The 16,264-nt window shown below is 67.1% G+C and carries 19 protein-coding genes; 14 read left to right on the top strand and 5 right to left on the bottom strand.

The genetic code is table 11. The features are described 5' to 3' along the window. Positions 1-8: 8 nt before the first annotated feature. From AC1DW0_RS22795 to tatC, 9 genes are all read left to right on the top strand, one after another. Positions 9-875, top strand: a complete 867-nt coding sequence (locus AC1DW0_RS22795; protein ID WP_056192890.1) for an ATP-binding protein — start codon at positions 9-11, stop codon at positions 873-875. Further along, positions 872-1,297: an NUDIX domain-containing protein gene (locus tag AC1DW0_RS22790; protein ID WP_457351477.1), complete on the top strand. Its 426-nt coding sequence runs from the start codon at positions 872-874 to the stop codon at positions 1,295-1,297. Before AC1DW0_RS22795 ends, AC1DW0_RS22790 begins: the two co-directional genes overlap by 4 nt. Before the next feature lie 84 nt (positions 1,298-1,381). Next, a complete protein-coding gene (gene hisI, locus AC1DW0_RS22785; RefSeq protein ID WP_477948178.1) occupies positions 1,382-1,771 on the top strand; it encodes a phosphoribosyl-AMP cyclohydrolase in 390 nt (129 codons plus the stop codon). Next, on the top strand, positions 1,764-2,102 hold the full coding sequence (locus AC1DW0_RS22780; RefSeq protein WP_477948176.1) for a phosphoribosyl-ATP diphosphatase: 339 nt from the start codon (positions 1,764-1,766) through the stop codon (positions 2,100-2,102). Before hisI ends, AC1DW0_RS22780 begins: the two co-directional genes overlap by 8 nt. Further along, positions 2,099-2,467, top strand: coding sequence for a DUF4870 family protein (locus AC1DW0_RS22775; RefSeq protein ID WP_457326339.1), 369 nt, complete (start codon positions 2,099-2,101; stop codon positions 2,465-2,467). Before AC1DW0_RS22780 ends, AC1DW0_RS22775 begins: the two co-directional genes overlap by 4 nt. Positions 2,468-2,480: 13 nt before the next feature. Beyond that, positions 2,481-2,828 carry a histidine triad nucleotide-binding protein gene (locus AC1DW0_RS22770; protein ID WP_477948174.1) on the top strand — a complete coding sequence of 116 codons (348 nt, stop codon included), beginning with the start codon at positions 2,481-2,483 and terminating at the stop codon, positions 2,826-2,828. A gap of 122 nt (positions 2,829-2,950) precedes the next feature. Continuing rightward, complete coding sequence (gene tatA / locus AC1DW0_RS22765; protein WP_056192876.1) at positions 2,951-3,187, top strand: Sec-independent protein translocase subunit TatA; 237 nt, start codon at positions 2,951-2,953, stop codon at positions 3,185-3,187. Then, entirely contained in the window at positions 3,188-3,667 is a 480-nt protein-coding gene (gene tatB, locus AC1DW0_RS22760; RefSeq protein WP_457324414.1) for a Sec-independent protein translocase protein TatB, read from the top strand. After that, complete coding sequence (gene tatC / locus AC1DW0_RS22755; RefSeq protein ID WP_457351473.1) at positions 3,664-4,467, top strand: twin-arginine translocase subunit TatC; 804 nt, start codon at positions 3,664-3,666, stop codon at positions 4,465-4,467. The genes tatB and tatC overlap by 4 nt, the downstream gene beginning before the upstream one ends. Here tatC and AC1DW0_RS22750 read toward each other — a convergent pair. Then, positions 4,455-5,621 (bottom strand): S1C family serine protease, encoded by a 1,167-nt coding sequence (locus tag AC1DW0_RS22750; protein ID WP_477948172.1) that lies wholly within the window; start codon positions 5,619-5,621, stop codon positions 4,455-4,457. The two genes, tatC and AC1DW0_RS22750, sit on opposite strands and share 13 nt — an antisense overlap. An 18-nt stretch (positions 5,622-5,639) precedes the next feature. Here AC1DW0_RS22750 and AC1DW0_RS22745 point away from each other — a divergent pair, with 18 nt between their 5' ends. Beyond that, positions 5,640-6,386 carry a Nif3-like dinuclear metal center hexameric protein gene (locus AC1DW0_RS22745; RefSeq protein ID WP_457351469.1) on the top strand — a complete coding sequence of 249 codons (747 nt, stop codon included), beginning with the start codon at positions 5,640-5,642 and terminating at the stop codon, positions 6,384-6,386. 192 nt (positions 6,387-6,578) lie between these two features. Next, the gene (locus tag AC1DW0_RS22740) at positions 6,579-7,139 is read left to right on the top strand and encodes a hypothetical protein (protein WP_477948169.1); all 561 of its coding nucleotides are present in this window, start codon (positions 6,579-6,581) and stop codon (positions 7,137-7,139) included. Positions 7,140-7,152: 13 nt separating this feature from the next. Here AC1DW0_RS22740 and AC1DW0_RS22735 read toward each other — a convergent pair whose 3' ends face one another. Both AC1DW0_RS22735 and AC1DW0_RS22730 read right to left on the bottom strand, forming a co-directional pair. Further along, complete coding sequence (locus tag AC1DW0_RS22735; protein WP_457351466.1) at positions 7,153-8,064, bottom strand: M14 family metallopeptidase; 912 nt, start codon at positions 8,062-8,064, stop codon at positions 7,153-7,155. Further along, positions 8,061-9,857, bottom strand: coding sequence for a DUF885 domain-containing protein (locus tag AC1DW0_RS22730; RefSeq protein WP_477948166.1), 1,797 nt, complete (start codon positions 9,855-9,857; stop codon positions 8,061-8,063). Before AC1DW0_RS22730 ends, AC1DW0_RS22735 begins: the two co-directional genes overlap by 4 nt. A gap of 72 nt (positions 9,858-9,929) precedes the next feature. On the opposite strand from AC1DW0_RS22730, the gene pdxA reads away from it, so the two are divergent. Further along, positions 9,930-10,979, top strand: coding sequence for a 4-hydroxythreonine-4-phosphate dehydrogenase PdxA (gene pdxA, locus AC1DW0_RS22725; RefSeq protein ID WP_457351462.1), 1,050 nt, complete (start codon positions 9,930-9,932; stop codon positions 10,977-10,979). 101 nt (positions 10,980-11,080) lie between these two features. Here pdxA and AC1DW0_RS22720 read toward each other — a convergent pair whose 3' ends face one another. Both AC1DW0_RS22720 and mscL read right to left on the bottom strand, forming a co-directional pair. After that, the gene (locus AC1DW0_RS22720) at positions 11,081-13,498 is read right to left on the bottom strand and encodes a DUF1631 family protein (protein WP_457351460.1); all 2,418 of its coding nucleotides are present in this window, start codon (positions 13,496-13,498) and stop codon (positions 11,081-11,083) included. Positions 13,499-13,628: 130 nt separating this feature from the next. Then, positions 13,629-14,051, bottom strand: coding sequence for a large conductance mechanosensitive channel protein MscL (gene mscL, locus AC1DW0_RS22715; protein ID WP_056192848.1), 423 nt, complete (start codon positions 14,049-14,051; stop codon positions 13,629-13,631). A gap of 174 nt (positions 14,052-14,225) precedes the next feature. Between mscL and petA the strand changes: the two genes are divergently transcribed. Together petA and AC1DW0_RS22705 are read left to right on the top strand one after the other, a co-directional pair. After that, entirely contained in the window at positions 14,226-14,822 is a 597-nt protein-coding gene (gene petA / locus AC1DW0_RS22710; RefSeq protein WP_056192837.1) for a ubiquinol-cytochrome c reductase iron-sulfur subunit, read from the top strand. Between the two features lie 18 nt (positions 14,823-14,840). Continuing rightward, on the top strand, positions 14,841-16,247 hold the full coding sequence (locus AC1DW0_RS22705; protein WP_056192833.1) for a cytochrome b: 1,407 nt from the start codon (positions 14,841-14,843) through the stop codon (positions 16,245-16,247). The last annotated feature ends 17 nt before the right edge of the window (positions 16,248-16,264 follow it).

Below are 16,264 nucleotides of genomic sequence, written 5' to 3'. Positions count from 1 at the left end.
CTGCGGCGATGTCTGCCGCTCTGGATTCCTTCCTCACCCGCGCCGAGGGCCTGCTGACCCGGCTCGAAGCCGTTCTGCCCCACGCCGCCACGCCGCCCGACTGGGCTGCTTCCACCGCCTTTCGCGCCCGCCGGCGCCATGGCGCCCTGGTGCTTGAGCCGGTGCGCGCCGTCAGCCGCATCCGCCTGTCAGACCTGCAGGAAGTCGAGCCGCAGAAGGAGCGGCTGCTGCGCAATACCGCCCAGTTCGTCGCCGGCAAGCCGGCCAACAACGTGCTCCTGACGGGCGCCAAGGGCACGGGCAAGAGTTCGCTGATCAAGGCCGTGCTCAACGAGTTTTCGAGCCAGGGCCTGCGCCTCATCGAAGTCGACAAGGCCGACTTGGTGGACCTGCCGGACCTGGTCGAACAGGTCGCGGCTCGCCCGGAGCGCTTCGTGGTTTTCTGCGATGACTTGAGCTTCGACGAAGGCGAGGCCAGCTACAAGGCGCTGAAGAGCGTGCTCGACGGCTCCGTCGCTGCCGCCACCGACAACGTGCTGATCTACGCCACCAGCAACCGCCGCCACCTGCTGCCCGAGAAGATGGTCGACAACCTTGCGGGCACCCATGGCGAGCATGGCGAAATCCATCCCGGCGAGGCCGTGGAGGAGAAGATTTCGCTGTCCGAGCGCTTCGGGCTGTGGATCAGTTTCTACCCCTTCAGCCAGAACGAATACCTGGCCATCGTGGCGCAGTGGTTGCGCCACTTTGGCGTGGACGACGCCGCCATTGAAGGGGCACGCCAGCCGGCGCTGATCTGGGCGCTGGAGCGCGGCTCGCGCTCGGGCCGTGTGGCTTACCAGTTCGCGCGCGACATGGCAGGGCGTGCCGAATGACTGAACGTCCCATCACCGAAGTGGCGGTTGGCGTTCTCGTCGCGCCTGACGGCCAGTTCTTGCTGACCTCGCGCCCCGAGGGCAAGGTCTACGCCGGCTACTGGGAATTCCCGGGCGGCAAGGTCGAGCCGGGCGAAAGCATCGAGCAGGCGCTGGCGCGTGAGCTGCGCGAGGAGATTGGCATCGAGATCGGCGCCGCGCATCCCTGGAAGACGGAAATCTTCGACTACCCGCATGCGTTGGTGCGCTTGAACTTCTGCAAGGTCTTCGAGTGGACCGGCGATTTCCAGATGCTGGAGAACCAGCAGATGGCCTGGGCCAGCCTGCCGGTGCAGGTCAAGCCTGTGCTGCCGGGCACCATCCCGGTCCTGAACTGGTTCGCGGCAGAACGCAACCACGTCGGCCCCACTCACCTAGACTGAAACCATGGAAACGCAGCCCCCACGTTCACTTCGTTCTCTGTCCCCCGAGGGGGCGCCATTGCCCTTCGGGCGGCCGGGCGGGCAATGAACTGGCTGGACGAAATCAAATGGGACGACAAGGGCCTGGTGCCTGTCATCGCCCAGGAGCAGGGCACGGGCGACGTGCTGATGTTCGCGTGGATGAACCGCGAGGCCCTGGCCCTGACGGCCGAGCGCGGCCAGGCCGTCTACTGGAGCCGCTCGCGCGGCAAGCTCTGGCACAAGGGCGAGGAGAGCGGTCATTTCCAGCAGGTGCATGCCATTCGCATGGACTGCGACAACGACGTCGTGCTGCTGACCATCACCCAACTCGGGCACGAACCGGGCATCGCCTGCCACACCGGCCGGCACAGCTGCTTCTTCCAGAAGCTGGAGAACGGTGTCTGGAGCGCCACCGAGCCGGTACTGAAGGACCCCGCAAAAATCTATGAGTGACGACATCCTTTCCCGCATAGGCGCGGTCATCGACTCCCGCAAGGGTGCCGACCCGAGCACTAGCTACGTCGCCAAGCTCTTCGACAAGGGCCTGGACGCCATCCTGAAAAAGGTCGGCGAGGAAGCCACCGAGACCGTCATGGCCGCCAAGGATGGCGACGCCCAGAAGGTCGTCTATGAAGTGGCCGACCTGTGGTTTCACAGCATGGTGGCGTTGGCCCACTTCGGGCTGAAGCCCGAGGACGTGCTCCGGGAACTTGCGCGTCGCGAGGGCTTGTCTGGCCTGGAAGAATTCGCGTCCCGCAACAAGCTGCCGAAAGAAGCCCCATGAACAACGATCCGAGCCCCGCGGCGCTGGATGTCGGCGCGCCTGCCGAGAAGCTGGCCAGCCTCAAGCAGCTGACGATGGTGGTCTATGTCCTCTATGCCCTGAGTGCCTTCACCGGCTTCACCGGCATCGTGGCCATCATCATCAACTACATCAAGCGCGAGGACACCGCGGGCACCGTCTACGCCAGCCATTTCACCTGGCAGATCCGTACCTTCTGGTGGAGCCTGGTATGGGGCATCCTGGGCTTTGCCACCTTGCTGCTGGGCGTGGGCTTCGTGATCCTCGCCGTGGACGGCATCTGGTTCCTCTATCGCCTCGTCAAGGGCTTCTTGAACTGGAACGACGGCAAACCCATGCCGGTCTGAAGCGAGCAAAAAGATGACTCACGATCCCAACTGCCTGTTCTGCAAGATCGTCGCCGGCCAGATTCCGAGCAAGAAGGCCTATGAGGACGAGGACGTTCTGGCCTTCCATGACATCCACCCCTGGGCGCCGGTCCACGTGCTCATCGTCCCTAAGCGCCACATCGCCTCCATGGCGGACGTGACCGAGGCCGAGGCTGCGCTGCTGGGCAAGATGACGGCCCTGGGCCCGCGTTTGATGAAGGAACTGGGTGTTACCAACGGCTTCCGCCACGTCATCAACACGGGTCCGGACGGCGGTCAGGAGGTGTTGCACCTGCATCTGCATGTGATGGGCGGGCCTCGGCCGTGGTTGAAAGGCTGAGTTGTGACCAAACCTAAGGGCTGAGCACGATCGCACCGGAACGCGATCGACCTCGAAATGACCCGGGATGCTAGGGTCATCCCTCACCTAGAATTTGAGCCAGTCCACAAGGAGTCAACATCATGGGTTCATTCAGTATTTGGCACTGGCTGATCGTCCTCGTCGTCGTCATCGCCATCTTCGGCACCAAGAAGCTGCGCAATGTCGGTTCCGACCTCGGCGCTGCCGTCAAGGGGTTCAAGGATGGGGTGAAGGACGGCACGACTTCCGAAGAGCAAGCCGCTGCGCCCCAACAGGTCACCGCCCGCAAGGTCAATGACCCGAACACGGTCGACGTCGACGCGAAGACCAAGTCCTAAGTGCTTGACTTCGGCTTCGACAAGATCGCGCTGATCGGCGCGGTGGCCTTGATCGTCATCGGCCCCGAGAAGCTGCCGCGCGTGGCTCGCACGGTGGGCACCTTGCTGGGCAAGGCACAGCGCTATGTGGCGGACGTGAAGGCCGAGGTCAACCGCTCCATCGAACTGGAGGAGCTTCAGAAGATGAAGACCCAGTTCCAGACGGCGGTCCAGGACGTCGAGCAGAGCGTGCGCCAGGAGGTGGACACCGCAACGCAGGCGATGAACCAGACCTGGCAGGACGTGACCAGCGACTCATCCTACGAAGCCGGCACGACGATCGCACCACCGCCGCCCGAGTACCGCCACCCCAAGAAAAACTGGCGCCTCAAGCGCGGGTCGACGCCGATGTGGTTCAAGCAGAAGGCCGGTGTGAAGCGTCATACCCAATCGGGAGCTGCCCGCGTGGCGCGATTCCGCCCACCAGGCCTGAACCGATGAGCTCCTTCCAGAACCCCGACCACGACGAACTGGCCGGTACCGAACAGCCCTTCGTCACCCACCTGATGGAGCTGCGCGACCGGCTGCTGCGCGCCGTCATCGCCATCGCGGTCTGCTTCGGCGTGCTGTGCCTCTACCCCGGGCCGAGCCAGCTTTACGACTGGCTGGCGGCGCCGCTCGTGGCCAACCTGCCCGAAGGCACCAAGATGATCGCGACCAACGTCATCGCGCCCTTCTTCGTGCCGATCAAGATCACCATGCTGGCCGCCTTCATGCTGGCTTTGCCCATCGTGCTCTACCAGGCCTGGGCCTTCGTCGCGCCGGGCCTGTACTCGCACGAGAAGCGCCTGGTGATGCCGCTGGTCGTGTCGAGCACGCTGCTGTTCTTCGGCGGCGTGGCCTTCTGCTACTTCTTCGTCTTCAAGAAGGTCTTCGCCTTCATCCAGAGCTTTGCGCCCAAGAGCATCACGGCGGCGCCTGACATCGAGGCCTATCTCGGCTTCGTGATGAACATGTTCATCGCCTTCGGTGCGGCCTTCGAGGTGCCCATCGTCGTTGTCGTGCTGGTGCGCATGGGCATCGTGTCCGTGGAGAAGCTGCGCGAATGGCGCGGCTACTTCATCGTCGTGGCCTTCATCATCGCCGCCGTCATCACGCCGCCCGACATCGTTTCACAGCTCGCACTGGCGATCCCGATGTGCCTGCTCTATGAGGTGGGGCTGTTTGCGTCCACCTACTTCGTGCGCCATACCAAGGCGCCCGACGAGGCCGAGCAGACCACCCCCGATCAGTCGTCCTGATCGCGCTGCGGCTTGGGCCGCTGAGCCACGGCGAGCTGGAAGTGCATGGCCTTGCCGGCGCGCTGCACAGCGACGTCGACCTGGCTCCTGGGCTTGAGAGCCGCCACGCTGGCCAGCAGTTCGGCTGGCGTCGTGACGGCATGCTCGCCGATGCGGGTCAGCACGTCGCCCGGCTTGATGCCAGCCTTGGCCGCCGGCGCGTCGTTGACGACGCCGCCGATCAGCACGCCCTTGGCGTCGCCCAGCTTCAGCGCCTCGGCCAGCTCGGGCGTCAGCTCGCGCGTCTGCACACCGATCCAGCCGCGCGCGACGACACCGTCCTGCAGCAGCGAGGCCGCCACCTGGCGGGCCACGTCGACCGGGATGGCGAAGCCAATGCCCAGGGACCCGCCGCTGCGCGAGAAGATCGCCGTGTTGATGCCCACCAGCCGGCCATCGGCGTCCACCAGCGCGCCGCCCGAGTTGCCGGGGTTGATGGCGGCATCGGTCTGGATGAAGTTCTCGAAGGTGTTGATGCCCAGCTGATTGCGGCCCAGCGCCGACACGATGCCGGACGTGACCGTCTGGCCGACATTGAAGGGGTTGCCGATGGCCAGCACGACGTCACCGACCGCCAGACTGGCCGCATCGCCCATCGCGATGACCGGCAGATCGGGCAGGCTGATCTTCAGCACGGCCACATCGGTCTCGGGATCGGTGCCGATGAGCTTGGCCTGGGCCTGGCGGCCGTCGCTGAGCATGACCTCGATGTCGGAGGCGCCCTCGACGACATGGTTGTTGGTCAGCAGCACGCCGTCGGCCGAGATGATGACGCCCGAGCCCAGGCCAAGCTGGGGACTGCCGCGGGGCTGGCGCAGCCCGAACGGGAAGCCGAACAGCTGCTCGTGTGCCCGGCCCGCGCGCGACGGCGCCTTGCTGGCCGTGATGCTGACGACGGCCGGCGCTGCGACGCGAGCGGCCTGCGAGAAACCGGCCCGCACGACGGAGGCGGCAGGCGAGGAGGGCAAGGCGATCTGGCGTGCGGTCTGGGCGACGGTGGCATGGGGTAGCCGTGCCTCGTGCAGCCATTGCGGCTTCAGCGTCGAGACGACGAAGAGGGCGGCCAGGGCGACGGTGACCGCCTGCGCGAAAATCAGCCAGAGCCGTTTCAACACCTACATCCCCATCAAGCCATGACCGATCGCGCCGCGCTGGAACTCCGCCTGAACCAGCTGCTGGAGCCCGCGCGCTTCAAGGATTATGGGCCGAACGGTCTGCAGGTCGAGGGGCGCGCCGAGGTGGGTCATCTCGTCTGCGGCGTCACAGCCAGCCTGGCCCTGATCGACGCGGCCATTGCCGTCGGGGCGGGTGCCATCCTGGTCCATCACGGCCTGTTCTGGCGTGGACAGGATGGCCGCGTGACGGGCTGGATGAAGCAGCGCCTGGCGCGGTTGATCCAGCATGACATCAACCTCTTTGCCTATCATCTGCCGCTGGACGCTCACCCGACATTGGGCAACAACGCGCAGCTTGGTGCGCAATTCGGCTGGACTGCGGACAGCCGCTTCGGCGAGCAGGATCTCGGTTTCAGCGCGGCCATCGAGCCCACCGACCTTGCCGCGCTGACGGTGAGGCTTCGCGATGCGCTGGGCCGCAACGTGACCGCCGTGCCGGGCGACGGCCGCCCGCTGCGCCGCGTCGCCTGGTGCACCGGCGGCGCCCAGAGCTATTTCGAGTCGGCCATCGCGGCGGGCGCCGATGTCTTCATCACCGGCGAGATCTCCGAGCCCCAGGCCCATTACGCCCGTGAGACCGGCGTCGCCTTCATCGCGGCCGGCCACCATGCCACCGAGCGCTACGGCGTGCAGGGCGTCGGTGCCCAGGTCGCGCAGGATCTGGGCCTCACCTGGCAGTTCATCGACGTGGACAACCCGGCCTGACCTAACCCTGGCGTAACCCGGCGCGGGGCCGCGGCTCCTAGCATCCGGCATGCCTTCCTGCTGCTATTGCGTTGCCCGCTCGCCCACTCGTGTCCTTGGGATGCTTGGCCTTCATCCGGCCGGCGCGTGAAGGCCGCGGAGGCCGTCACGCGGCCAGGCCGCTGGCGCCTGGCTTCGTCCCGGCGTCGGCAGATGGCGGTCTGGGCCGTGCTGTTGGGGCATGCGGCGTTGCTGCTGCTCATCTGGCAGGCGCGGCGGTGGCCAGCGGCAGGCGAAGAAGCGCGGCGTTCAGTGGTGCTGCGCCTGCTGCCCCCGCCGCCTCAGTTGCACCAGCGTGCGGCGCGCGTGCAGGCGCGGCAGCCCACCGCCCCATCACCGGGCATCAGCCCAAGACCCACACCAACCCTGCCGGGCGCACCGGACGGCGAGGGCGCGCCCGTGGTCGCGGCGACGGGTGCGGCCCTGTCGCCCGGTGCGGCGGCGTCTGCACCCGGCGCGCTGAACCTGAGGCCCAGCCCCGAAATCCTGCGCGGCGCCCTGGTCAACCCGGCAACGACCGACCCGCGCAGCAATTCACCCAGGCCCACCTTCGAGGAGCGCATCGCGATGGGGCTGGACCCCGACCTCTGCGTCAAGCTCGAGCGTGATGCCGAGGGCGTCGTGCGGCGCCGGATGGGGCGGCTGGTAAATGCCACCTCTTTGCTGCAGTCCACGCATGGGGTGGGTGCCAGAGGGCTGCTGGTCTGCGAATGACGCCGCCTGAGGTTCAGATCTCGGCCGCCAGCGCGTAGCCGATCGCGGCACGGGTGGCCGCGACCTGCGCCGCATTGCATTGCTCGGGCGTGGCGCGCGCGCTGTCCGGATAGACCTCGGTCGTCGTGCTGAAGCGAGCGCCGGTGATGGCTGCGCACAGGAAACGGCTTCGCACCGCGAAGCTGATGACGCCGGGCGACTGCAGCGGGCAGCCGATGATCTGGCCGTTGGCATCGGGCTCGGCGATGTGGGTGACCTGGGCCACTGCGGCGATGACGGCCTTCTGGAACTCCGGTTGCGGGTGCTCGGCGTCGTCGACGAGGTAGAAGCCGTCGGGGATCAGCCCGGGCTCGAACACCTCGCCATCGCGCGCCGCCAGGGCAGGGCGGAACTCTGATTCGTCCGTGTCGGTGGTCTCGTGCAGGTCGATGTGCATCAGCACGCGGCCGCGCAGCGGCGCGAGCAGGGCCACCAGGGCCGTGGACTCCGGCACGGGGCTGCCCTCGCGGAAGTTGCGATTCGGGTCCAGCGCATCGAAGTTCCAGCGCTGGATGCGCTCATAGGCCCAGGGGCTGACGCAGGGCACCACCAGCAGGTTGGCCTGGCCGGCAGCTTCCTGCCCATGCTCGCGGACGAACTGCAGCGCACCATGCACGCCGCTGGTCTCGTAGCCATGCACGCCGCCGGTCACGACGAGGACGGGCAGGTCCTGGCGCCAGCCGCGGCCGCGGATGGCCAGTAGCGGGAAGCGTTCGCCGTCACAGACCACGGCGCCGTATTCGCTGACGTCGAAATCCTGCTTCAGAGGCTCGATGGTGGCGAGCACGTCAGCCGCAAAGCTGCGCTGCTTGACGAGGCGCCCGCGCCAGGCGGCGACCTCGCCCGGGCCCCAGGGCTGGCCGGGAATGCCGATTGCGTAGCTCATGGCCGTGCCTTTTCGCTCAAGATCCAGGCATTGATGCGCTGCTCCAGCAGCGGCAAAGGCATGGCGCCCTGATCGATGACGGCCATGTGGAAGCGGCGCTGGTCGAACTTGGCCCCCAAGGCGGCTTCAGCCCGGGCGCGCAGCTCCTTGATCTTCAGCTCGCCCATCATGTAGCTGAGCGCCTGGCCGGGCTGGGACAGGTAGCGGTCGACCTCGGCCGTCATGAAGGTGGCGTCGTGGCCGGTCTGCTCGATCATGTAGGCGATGGCCTTGTCGCGGTTCCAGCCCAGGGCATGCAGACCGGTGTCGACGACCAGGCGCGCGGCGCGGAACATCTGCGCCTGCAAGTGGCCAAAGCGCGTGTAGGGGTCGCGGAACAGGCCGATCTGCGGGCCCAGCGTCTCGGCATACAGCGCCCAGCCCTCGCTGAAGACCGAGTACTGCGACTGGCGGCGGAAGTTGGGCAGCTCGCCCAGCTCGACCTGGCGCGAGATCTGCAGATGGTGGCCTGGCACGGTCTCGTGGGCCACCAGCGTCTCCATCGCCCATTTGGGCCGGCGCTTGAACGAGATCGCGTTGGCGTTGAACCAGCCGGGGGTCGTGCCGTCCAGCGAGGGGCCGTTGTAGTTGTCGGCCGCGCCTTCGCCGGTATAGGGCGGCATGCCGCGAATGCCATAGGGCGAGCGCGGCAGCTGGGCGAAGAGCTTGGGCAGCTCGGGGTCGATGCGTTTGGCGATGGCGCGGTAGCCGTCCAGCAGCTCGTCGGCCGTCTGGTTGAAGAACTTGGGGTCGCTGTAGAGGAATTTCTTGAAGGCGGCGAGGTCACCGTCGAAACCGGCCTCGGCCTTGACCTTCTCCATTTCGGCGCGGATGCGCGCGGCCTCGCGCAGGCCGGTGGTGTGGATGTCGCCCGCCGCCAGCGGCAGCGTCACATGGCGCTGGATCAACGCCTCGTAGACCTTGTCGCCGCCGGGGTAGCTCGACAGCGAGCCGCTGTCGGGGGCCTTGGCCATCAGCTCGTCTTTCATGACGGCGAGCAGCTTGCGCTGGGCCGGGTAGAAGATCTCGCGCATGGCCGCCTGGCCCTGTGCCTGGTAGTTGACCTTGACGCTGGCGTCCACCGTCATGCGCGTGAAGGGTTCGTAGACCGGGCTCTTGGTGACGTCCTCGGTCAGTTGCCCTTCCACCTGGGCAATGGCACGCGCCAGCACCGGCTTGGAGGTGACCCAACCCAGGGTCAGACCCTGGCGCAGGATGGCGATTTCCTGGTCGACCCGCGCCGGGTAGGCGGCCAGGCGCGTCAGCCACTGCTTGACCTGGGTCTCGTTGTTGACCGGCACATTGCGCGCAAAGCCGGCCAGGGCCGATTGCGCGCCGTACAGGGTGCCCAGCGTCAAGGTGCGCCAGCCGGCGAAGCCTTGCATGGCCACCTCCTGCTGGTAGCGGTTGATGAAAAGGGCCAGCGAGACACGGTCGGTGTCGCTGAGCTGGGCCGCGTCCACCGCACGGGCGCGGGCCAGCATGTCGCGGGCAAAAGCGTCGCGGGCGGCCAGGCCGGCCGCGGAACGGTCGCTCAGCTTGTCGTTGAAGCGCAGGTCACCGCGCAGCGTGGCCCATTCCGGCGCCGCATGGGCCTCGGATTCCCAGGCTTCGTCGAACAGGGCCAGCAGGGCCTGATGGGCTTTGGCGACAGCGTCGGTAGCGGCTGCATTGGCCTTGGGTGCCGGCTGGGTGGCGGCGGGGGCGGTCAGATGCAGACCGGCGATCAGGGCGGCAACAAGGGTCTTGCGCAAGAAAGTCTCCACGGCGTGATGAGCCGGTGGGCAGTCTGCCAGCGCGCTGCCGGGGTGATGAAAGAATGCGGCATGACCCCGGAAAACTCCCTAGGCCAGCCCCTGGTCCTCAGCATGGGTGATGCCTGTGGCATCGGCCCCGAGATCATCGCCAAGTTGTGGCGGCACGAGATGCCGCGGGATGCCCTGGTGGTCGGCGACGTTGCCGTCATGAGGCGCGCGGTCGCTGCTGCCGGCGGTGGCCTGGCGGTCGCCGAATTGCATGGGGCCTATGAGTTAGGCCGCGTACCGCTGCGCTGCCTGCCGGTCTGGCAGCCCGCTGGCCTGCCCGCAGGCTTGATCGATGCCCCCTTGGGCCAGGTCGATGCCCGTGCCGGCGCGGCCGCAGCCCTGTGCATCGAGGCTGCTGTTGGCCTGATTCAGGCGGGCCATGCGCGCGCCCTCATCACGGCACCCATTCACAAGGAAGCCCTGCATGCGGCCGGCTCGCCCTACCCGGGCCATACGGAAATGCTGCAGGCCCTGGCGGGGGGCGTGCCGGTGCGCATGATGCTGGCCAACGAGGAGCTGCGCACGGTGCTCGTCACCATCCACTGCTCGCTGCGCGAAGCCATCTCGCGTGTGACCCGCGAGGCGGTGGCAGAGACGCTGCGTATCACCCAGGCGGCGCTGCAGCGCATGGGCATCGCCGCGCCGCGCATTGCCGTGGCCGGGCTGAACCCGCATGCCGGCGAAGGCGGCCTGTTCGGTGATGAAGAGATCCTGCATATCGCGCCCGCCATTGCCGACGCACGTGCGGCCGGCATGGACGCCAGCGGCCCTTATGCGCCCGACACCATCTTCATGCGGGCCCGGCGCGGCGAGTTCGACGTCGTCGTGGCGATGGTGCACGACCATGGCTTGATCCCGGTCAAATACCTCGGGGTGGAGCAGGGCGTCAACGTGACGCTGGGCCTGCCCTTCGTGCGCACCAGCCCCGACCACGGCACGGCTTTCGACATCGCGGGGCGAGGCCTGGCCGACCCGGCCAGCCTGGGCGCGGCACTGGCAATGGCACGCCGGCTGGCTGGGGTTAGATCCTTCGGGCCGAGCGCTGGGCCGCTCCCGAGCCGGCCCGCCTGACGACGCTTGCGGCTCAATGCTGCAAGGGGCGGCGTCCCCGCGGGGGACCGACTAGGCTCGCGGGCGTTCAGCAGCGCGAGCCTGGGCGAGGGGCATATGTTCTAGCGGCCGCCGAGCGCCGCCAGTTGCGCCCGGGCACGAGCCGTCGCGCGCTCCAGCAGCAGGCCGTGTTCATAGGCGCGCATGCGGTCGGCCTCGCAGAGCTTTCGCAGCATGCGGGCCGTCATCGTCACCGTCTCCTGGTGGCGGTTGCCGTGCGTGAAGATGAAGAAGCTGCGCCCGGCGCTGACATGGGCCAGGCGCACCTTCTGCCATTCGTTGCCGGTGTGCATCTGGTAGGCGAAGCCGAGCTGCATGTTGTCCACCAGCAGGGCGCCGCTGCTGGCCTCGGGCGCGCCCTCGGCGGCGGGCAGGCCGTCGATGGAGATGTCCACGGCCTGCAGCGGTTCGGCCGCGGCCGCGGCGTCGTTGCCTGACAGGTCGAGGTCCAGCTCGCCGTTCCAGTCGACGCTGGCTTCCTCGACGAGGCCCAGGCTCTTGGCTTCGGCCGGCGTCAGGCGCTGGCTGGCGTCGAGATCGCCGGGCGCCGTCTCGCCGGCCATGGGCCTGGCGAGGTCGGCCTCGGCTGGTGGCGCGACGCCGAAGATCTGGTCGAGCTGCTTGATCAGCAGGTTGGTGTCCAGGGCGCTGGCTGCCTGGCCCTTCAGCGATTCGGCATGCGCGGGCAGCAGCACGCCGAAGAAGTCCTTGCGCGGGCCGTCCGGCCAGCGGATCAGATCCATGCCCTCGTTGAGGGTGCGCATCAGATTGGGCAGCTCGCGCAGGAAATCGGCGCGCGCGGCCGTGCCGCCCTTGGGCTGCACGCTCATGACCAGGGTGCGGCCGAGGGTGCGCAGGCGCAGGGCCCGCTCCGGCGCGCCCTCGCGCGAAGCCAGCACGATGGCCTGGGACCAGACTTGAGCCAGGAAGGTGCGCAGGAAGTCCTGCATGGGCACACGGGCGAGCTGCTGCTGCAGTTGCAGGGCGTAGCGCTGCTGCAGGCGCAGGTCGGTCTCGCGGCGCTCGACGACGGCGGCGGCGTCGCCGGCAGCCTTCAGCGTGCTGCGGGTCTGCTCGGTGATGAAGGCTTCCAGGGCGTCCAGCTTGGACGTGTAGACGTCCATGCGGTCGAAATCGCCCTGGGCGACGTCCTGCACGAGGTCGCGCACATGGGCCAGGAAGGAGCGGCCGGGATCGTCGCTGAAGTCCTCAAAGGCGCAGGCGAGGGACGCCATGCGGTTGACGAACACCCGCACCGGATGGCGGCGCGAGGAGAAGAAGGTTTCGTCGCCCAGGGCCACGCGCAGCACGGGCAGCTGCAGGCGGGCCAGCAGGCGCGCCATCTGCGGCGGCACCTTGGGGTCGGACAGGATCTGGTCGAACAGGCCGGCGACGACGTCGATGACCATGTGGTCCAGCCGGCCCGTGGCCATCTGACGCAGTTCGTCGCGATGCTGGTTGATCAGGTTGGGCGGCAGCGGCATCTGCCCCCAGGCGCTGGGCTCGCCGCTGAGGGTGTCAAGGCCCATGCGGCTGGAGTTGCCGTGGCTGTCATAGGCCGGCTCGTAGGCGCCGGGCGTCTGCGCCAGGCGGCGCAGCAGGTCCATCATCTGGGGGTCGACCCGGCCAATGCCGCCGCTGCCTCCGCCGCCGCCGCGGCTGCCAAAGCTGCCGCCGGCTCCGCCGAAGCCGCTGTTGCGGCCGCCGCCAGGGCTTCCCTGGCCACCCAGGCCGCCATGCCCTGAGCCACCGTAGCCACCGCGCGAGGACATGCCGCCAAGGCCCGAATCGAGATCGCCAGGCTGGGTGGCTGCACCCAGGCCGCCGAGGCGCGAGGCGGCGCCATCCGGCGATGCGCGCACGCGCAAGTCCTGGGGCCGCAGGCCGCGCGAGCGCAGCAACTCGGCAATATCGGCATAGCAGGCGCGCATCTCCTGGGCCAGCGCGCGAGTCAATTCGTCAGTCAGCGTCTGGCGGGTGACAGGGTCGTCGGTGATGGCCTGGATGGCATCAAGCAGGCCCTGGCCGATGAGCTCGGGCCGCAAGGGGTTGCGTTCACCGACCTGGATGCCGGCGACATAGGATTCGACCTCGCGCAGCTCCCACTCGCAGTGGTGGCCAATGGCCAGGCCGATGCGGTCCGCGGCCACCAGGTTGTTGACCTGGTCGTCGTCCATCAGCGAAAGCTCGCCCCAGGCCTTTTTGGCCGTGGGCGCCGCCTGCGGCGGCTTGGTATCGGATTGTTCGGCCGACACCTGTTTGCGCAAGCTCTGCACAAAACGCTGCGAGAACACGCCTTGTTGCTGGCGGAACACGAATTGAGCCGCGAGCAGGGTGTCGCGGCGCTTGACCTGCCCGGAGGACAACGCCGACAGCCCCAGACCCTCCGCGCAGCGCTCGGCCGCCTGCTCACCCGCCAGACGAATGCGGGTCAGCGAGGCTTCGAGGTGCGGGTTCAGGCGTATCTCTGGCGCGTTCATCAACTGGTGGCACGAGCTGCATTGAAAGTATCGCGCCTGCAACAGGCGCGGGTTTTCAACCAGTTGCCAAATTCCTGGCACAAAAAAGCCCGGTAACCATTGCTTACCGGGCGACGGGCGGCGCGAGAGCTTAGCGCTTCAGCGAATCGCGAATCTCCCGCAGCAGTTGAATGTCTTCCGGCGTGGCCGGCGGCTCGGCCGGCGCGGCCGCGGCTTCAGGTTCGCGCTTGAGGCGGTTGATCTGCTGAATCATCAGGAAGATGACGAAGGCCAGGATGATGAAGTTCAGCGACACGGTCAGGAAGCTGCCGTAGGCCAGCACGGCGCCGGTTTTCTTGGCTTCGGCCAGCGTCGTGGCCGTCTGGCCGGCCAGCGGGATGAAGTAATTGCTGAAATCCAGGCCGCCGAAGATCTTGCTGACGACCGGCATGATGACGTCGCCGACCAGGGAGTCGACGATCTTGCCGAAGGCGCCGCCGATGATCACGCCGACCGCCAGGTCGACGACATTGCCTTTGACGGCGAACTCCTTGAACTCGGAGAAGAAACTCATGCGGGGCTCCTGGATGGCGATGTCTGTGAGATGACTCGGACGGATGTTGGCGCCAAGTCCGGCGAGCTAGAAGGCGGGTAAACCTGCGGTCGGTCGTCGCTTGGCCGAGCCTCGGGTAAGCGTCCGTTAGAATCCTGGGCTGCCCCTGATCAGAAGTCTCTTTAGAGGACCCTCATGAGTGACCAGCAAGTGGACCAAGGCAAGCGCACCTGGTTGATTGCAACCGGTTGCGCCGGCGCCGTTGGTGGCGTTGCGACTGCCGTGCCCTTCGTCAGCACTTTTGCGCCGAGCGAGCGCGCCAAGGCCGCTGGTGCCCCCGTCGAGGTCGACATCTCCGGCATCAAGCCCGGTGAGAAGCTGACCGTCGAATGGCGTGGCAAGCCGGTCTGGATCGTGCGCCGCACGCCGGAACAGCTCGAGGCCCTGAAGAAGAACGACGGCCAGCTGGCCGACCCGAACTCAGACCGCAAGGCCTTCCCCATCCCCGACTACGCCAAGAACGAGAACCGCTCGATCAAGCCCGAGTACCTCGTCGTCGTCGGCATCTGCTCGCACCTGGGCTGCTCGCCGAGCGACAAGTTCGCAACCGGCGCCCAGCCCTCGCTGCCGGATGACTGGGCGGGCGGTTTCCTGTGCCCCTGCCACGGTTCGACCTTCGACATGGCCGGCCGCGTGTTCAAGAACAAGCCCGCGCCCGACAACCTCGAAGTGCCGCCATACATGTATCTGTCGGACACCCGGCTGGTCATCGGTGAAGACAAGAAGGCCTAACGGAGCACGGGACGAGACATGGCTGAATTCAAAGAAGCACCCGCAGGCGCCTCGGCAGGCGTGAAGACCATGACCTGGCTGGAGAACCGGTTCCCGACCGCGTTCGACGCCTACAAGGTCCACATGTCGGAGTACTACGCGCCGAAGAACTTCAACTGGTGGTACATCTTCGGCTCGCTGGCGCTGCTGGTCCTCGTGATCCAGATCGTCACCGGCATCTTCCTGGTGATGCACTACAAGCCCGACGCGGGCCTGGCCTTCGCGTCGGTCGAGTACATCATGCGCGATGTGCCCTGGGGCTGGCTGATCCGCTACATGCACAGCACGGGCGCCTCGGCCTTCTTTGTCGTTGTCTACCTGCACATGTTCCGCGGCCTGATCTACGGCAGCTACCGCAAGCCGCGTGAGCTGGTCTGGATCTTCGGCTGCGCGATCTTCCTGTGCCTGATGGCCGAAGCCTTCATGGGCTATCTGCTGCCATGGGGCCAGATGAGCTACTGGGGCGCCCAGGTCATCGTGAACCTGTTCGCTGCCGTGCCCTTCGTCGGCCCGGACCTGGCGCTGATGATCCGCGGCGACTACGTGGTTGGCGACGCGACCCTGAACCGCTTCTTCAGCTTCCACGTCATCGCCGTGCCGCTGGTGCTGCTGGGCCTGGTGGTTGCCCACCTGCTGGCCCTGCACGACGTCGGTTCCAACAACCCCGACGGCGTCGAGATCAAGAAGCACAAGGACCCGAAGACCGGCATCCCGCTGGACGGCATCGCCTTCCATCCGTTCTACACGGTGCACGACATCTACGGCGTCTGCATCTTCCTGATGGCCTTCACCGCCATCCTGTTCTTCGCGCCGGAACTGGGCGGCTACTTCCTGGAGTACAACAACTTCATCCCGGCCGACCCGCTGAAGACGCCGGCGCACATCGCCCCGGTCTGGTACTTCACGCCGTTTTACTCGATGCTGCGCGCGACGACCGACACCATGGTCAACGTGCTGTGCGGCGTCGTCGCCGTCGCGGCCGTCGTGAGCTTCCTGAAGGGCAAGTTCGGCGGTGCCGCCAAGGTGGCCCTGCTGGTGGCGGCCGCCGTGCTGATCTTCCTGCTCAAGGTCTTCGACGCCAAGTTCTGGGGCGTGGTCGTCATGGGTGGCGCGGTCATCATCCTGTTCTTCCTGCCCTGGCTGGATCACAGCCCGGTCAAATCGATCCGCTACCGCCCCGACTGGCACAAGTATGTGTATGCCGTCTTCGTCGTCTTCTTCCTGTGGCTGGGCTACCTCGGCATCCAGCCGCCGAGCGACGTGGGCACCTTGGTCGCCCAGGTGGGCACCTTGTTCTACTTCGGCTTCTTCCTGCTGATGCCCTGGTGGAGCCGCCTCGGCACGCCCAAGGCAGTGCCGGACCGTGTGACCTTCCACGCCCACTGAGCCGCGGAGCAACAACA

It is taken from the genome of Roseateles sp. P4_D2, assembly GCF_056401875.1.
The sequence above is the reverse complement of the archived record's forward strand: the minus strand, read 5'-3'. Positions and strand labels throughout refer to the sequence as shown.

Bases quoted from the DNA above. Each gene is read 5' to 3' on its own strand.
- AC1DW0_RS22795 (WP_056192890.1), top strand. From the start codon at position 9: ATGTCTGCCGCTCTGGATTCCTTCCTCACCCGCGCCGAGGGCCTGCTG.
- AC1DW0_RS22790 (WP_457351477.1), top strand. From the start codon at position 872: ATGACTGAACGTCCCATCACCGAAGTGGCGGTTGGCGTTCTCGTCGCG.
- hisI (WP_477948178.1), top strand. From the start codon at position 1,382: ATGAACTGGCTGGACGAAATCAAATGGGACGACAAGGGCCTGGTGCCT.
- AC1DW0_RS22780 (WP_477948176.1), top strand. From the start codon at position 1,764: ATGAGTGACGACATCCTTTCCCGCATAGGCGCGGTCATCGACTCCCGC.
- AC1DW0_RS22775 (WP_457326339.1), top strand. From the start codon at position 2,099: ATGAACAACGATCCGAGCCCCGCGGCGCTGGATGTCGGCGCGCCTGCC.
- AC1DW0_RS22770 (WP_477948174.1), top strand. From the start codon at position 2,481: ATGACTCACGATCCCAACTGCCTGTTCTGCAAGATCGTCGCCGGCCAG.
- tatA (WP_056192876.1), top strand. From the start codon at position 2,951: ATGGGTTCATTCAGTATTTGGCACTGGCTGATCGTCCTCGTCGTCGTC.
- tatC (WP_457351473.1), top strand. From the start codon at position 3,664: ATGAGCTCCTTCCAGAACCCCGACCACGACGAACTGGCCGGTACCGAA.
- AC1DW0_RS22745 (WP_457351469.1), top strand. From the start codon at position 5,640: ATGACCGATCGCGCCGCGCTGGAACTCCGCCTGAACCAGCTGCTGGAG.
- AC1DW0_RS22740 (WP_477948169.1), top strand. From the start codon at position 6,579: ATGGCGGTCTGGGCCGTGCTGTTGGGGCATGCGGCGTTGCTGCTGCTC.
- AC1DW0_RS22735 (WP_457351466.1), bottom strand. From the start codon at position 8,064: ATGAGCTACGCAATCGGCATTCCCGGCCAGCCCTGGGGCCCGGGCGAG.
- pdxA (WP_457351462.1), top strand. From the start codon at position 9,930: ATGACCCCGGAAAACTCCCTAGGCCAGCCCCTGGTCCTCAGCATGGGT.
- AC1DW0_RS22720 (WP_457351460.1), bottom strand. From the start codon at position 13,498: ATGAACGCGCCAGAGATACGCCTGAACCCGCACCTCGAAGCCTCGCTG.
- mscL (WP_056192848.1), bottom strand. From the start codon at position 14,051: ATGAGTTTCTTCTCCGAGTTCAAGGAGTTCGCCGTCAAAGGCAATGTC.
- petA (WP_056192837.1), top strand. From the start codon at position 14,226: ATGAGTGACCAGCAAGTGGACCAAGGCAAGCGCACCTGGTTGATTGCA.
- AC1DW0_RS22705 (WP_056192833.1), top strand. From the start codon at position 14,841: ATGGCTGAATTCAAAGAAGCACCCGCAGGCGCCTCGGCAGGCGTGAAG.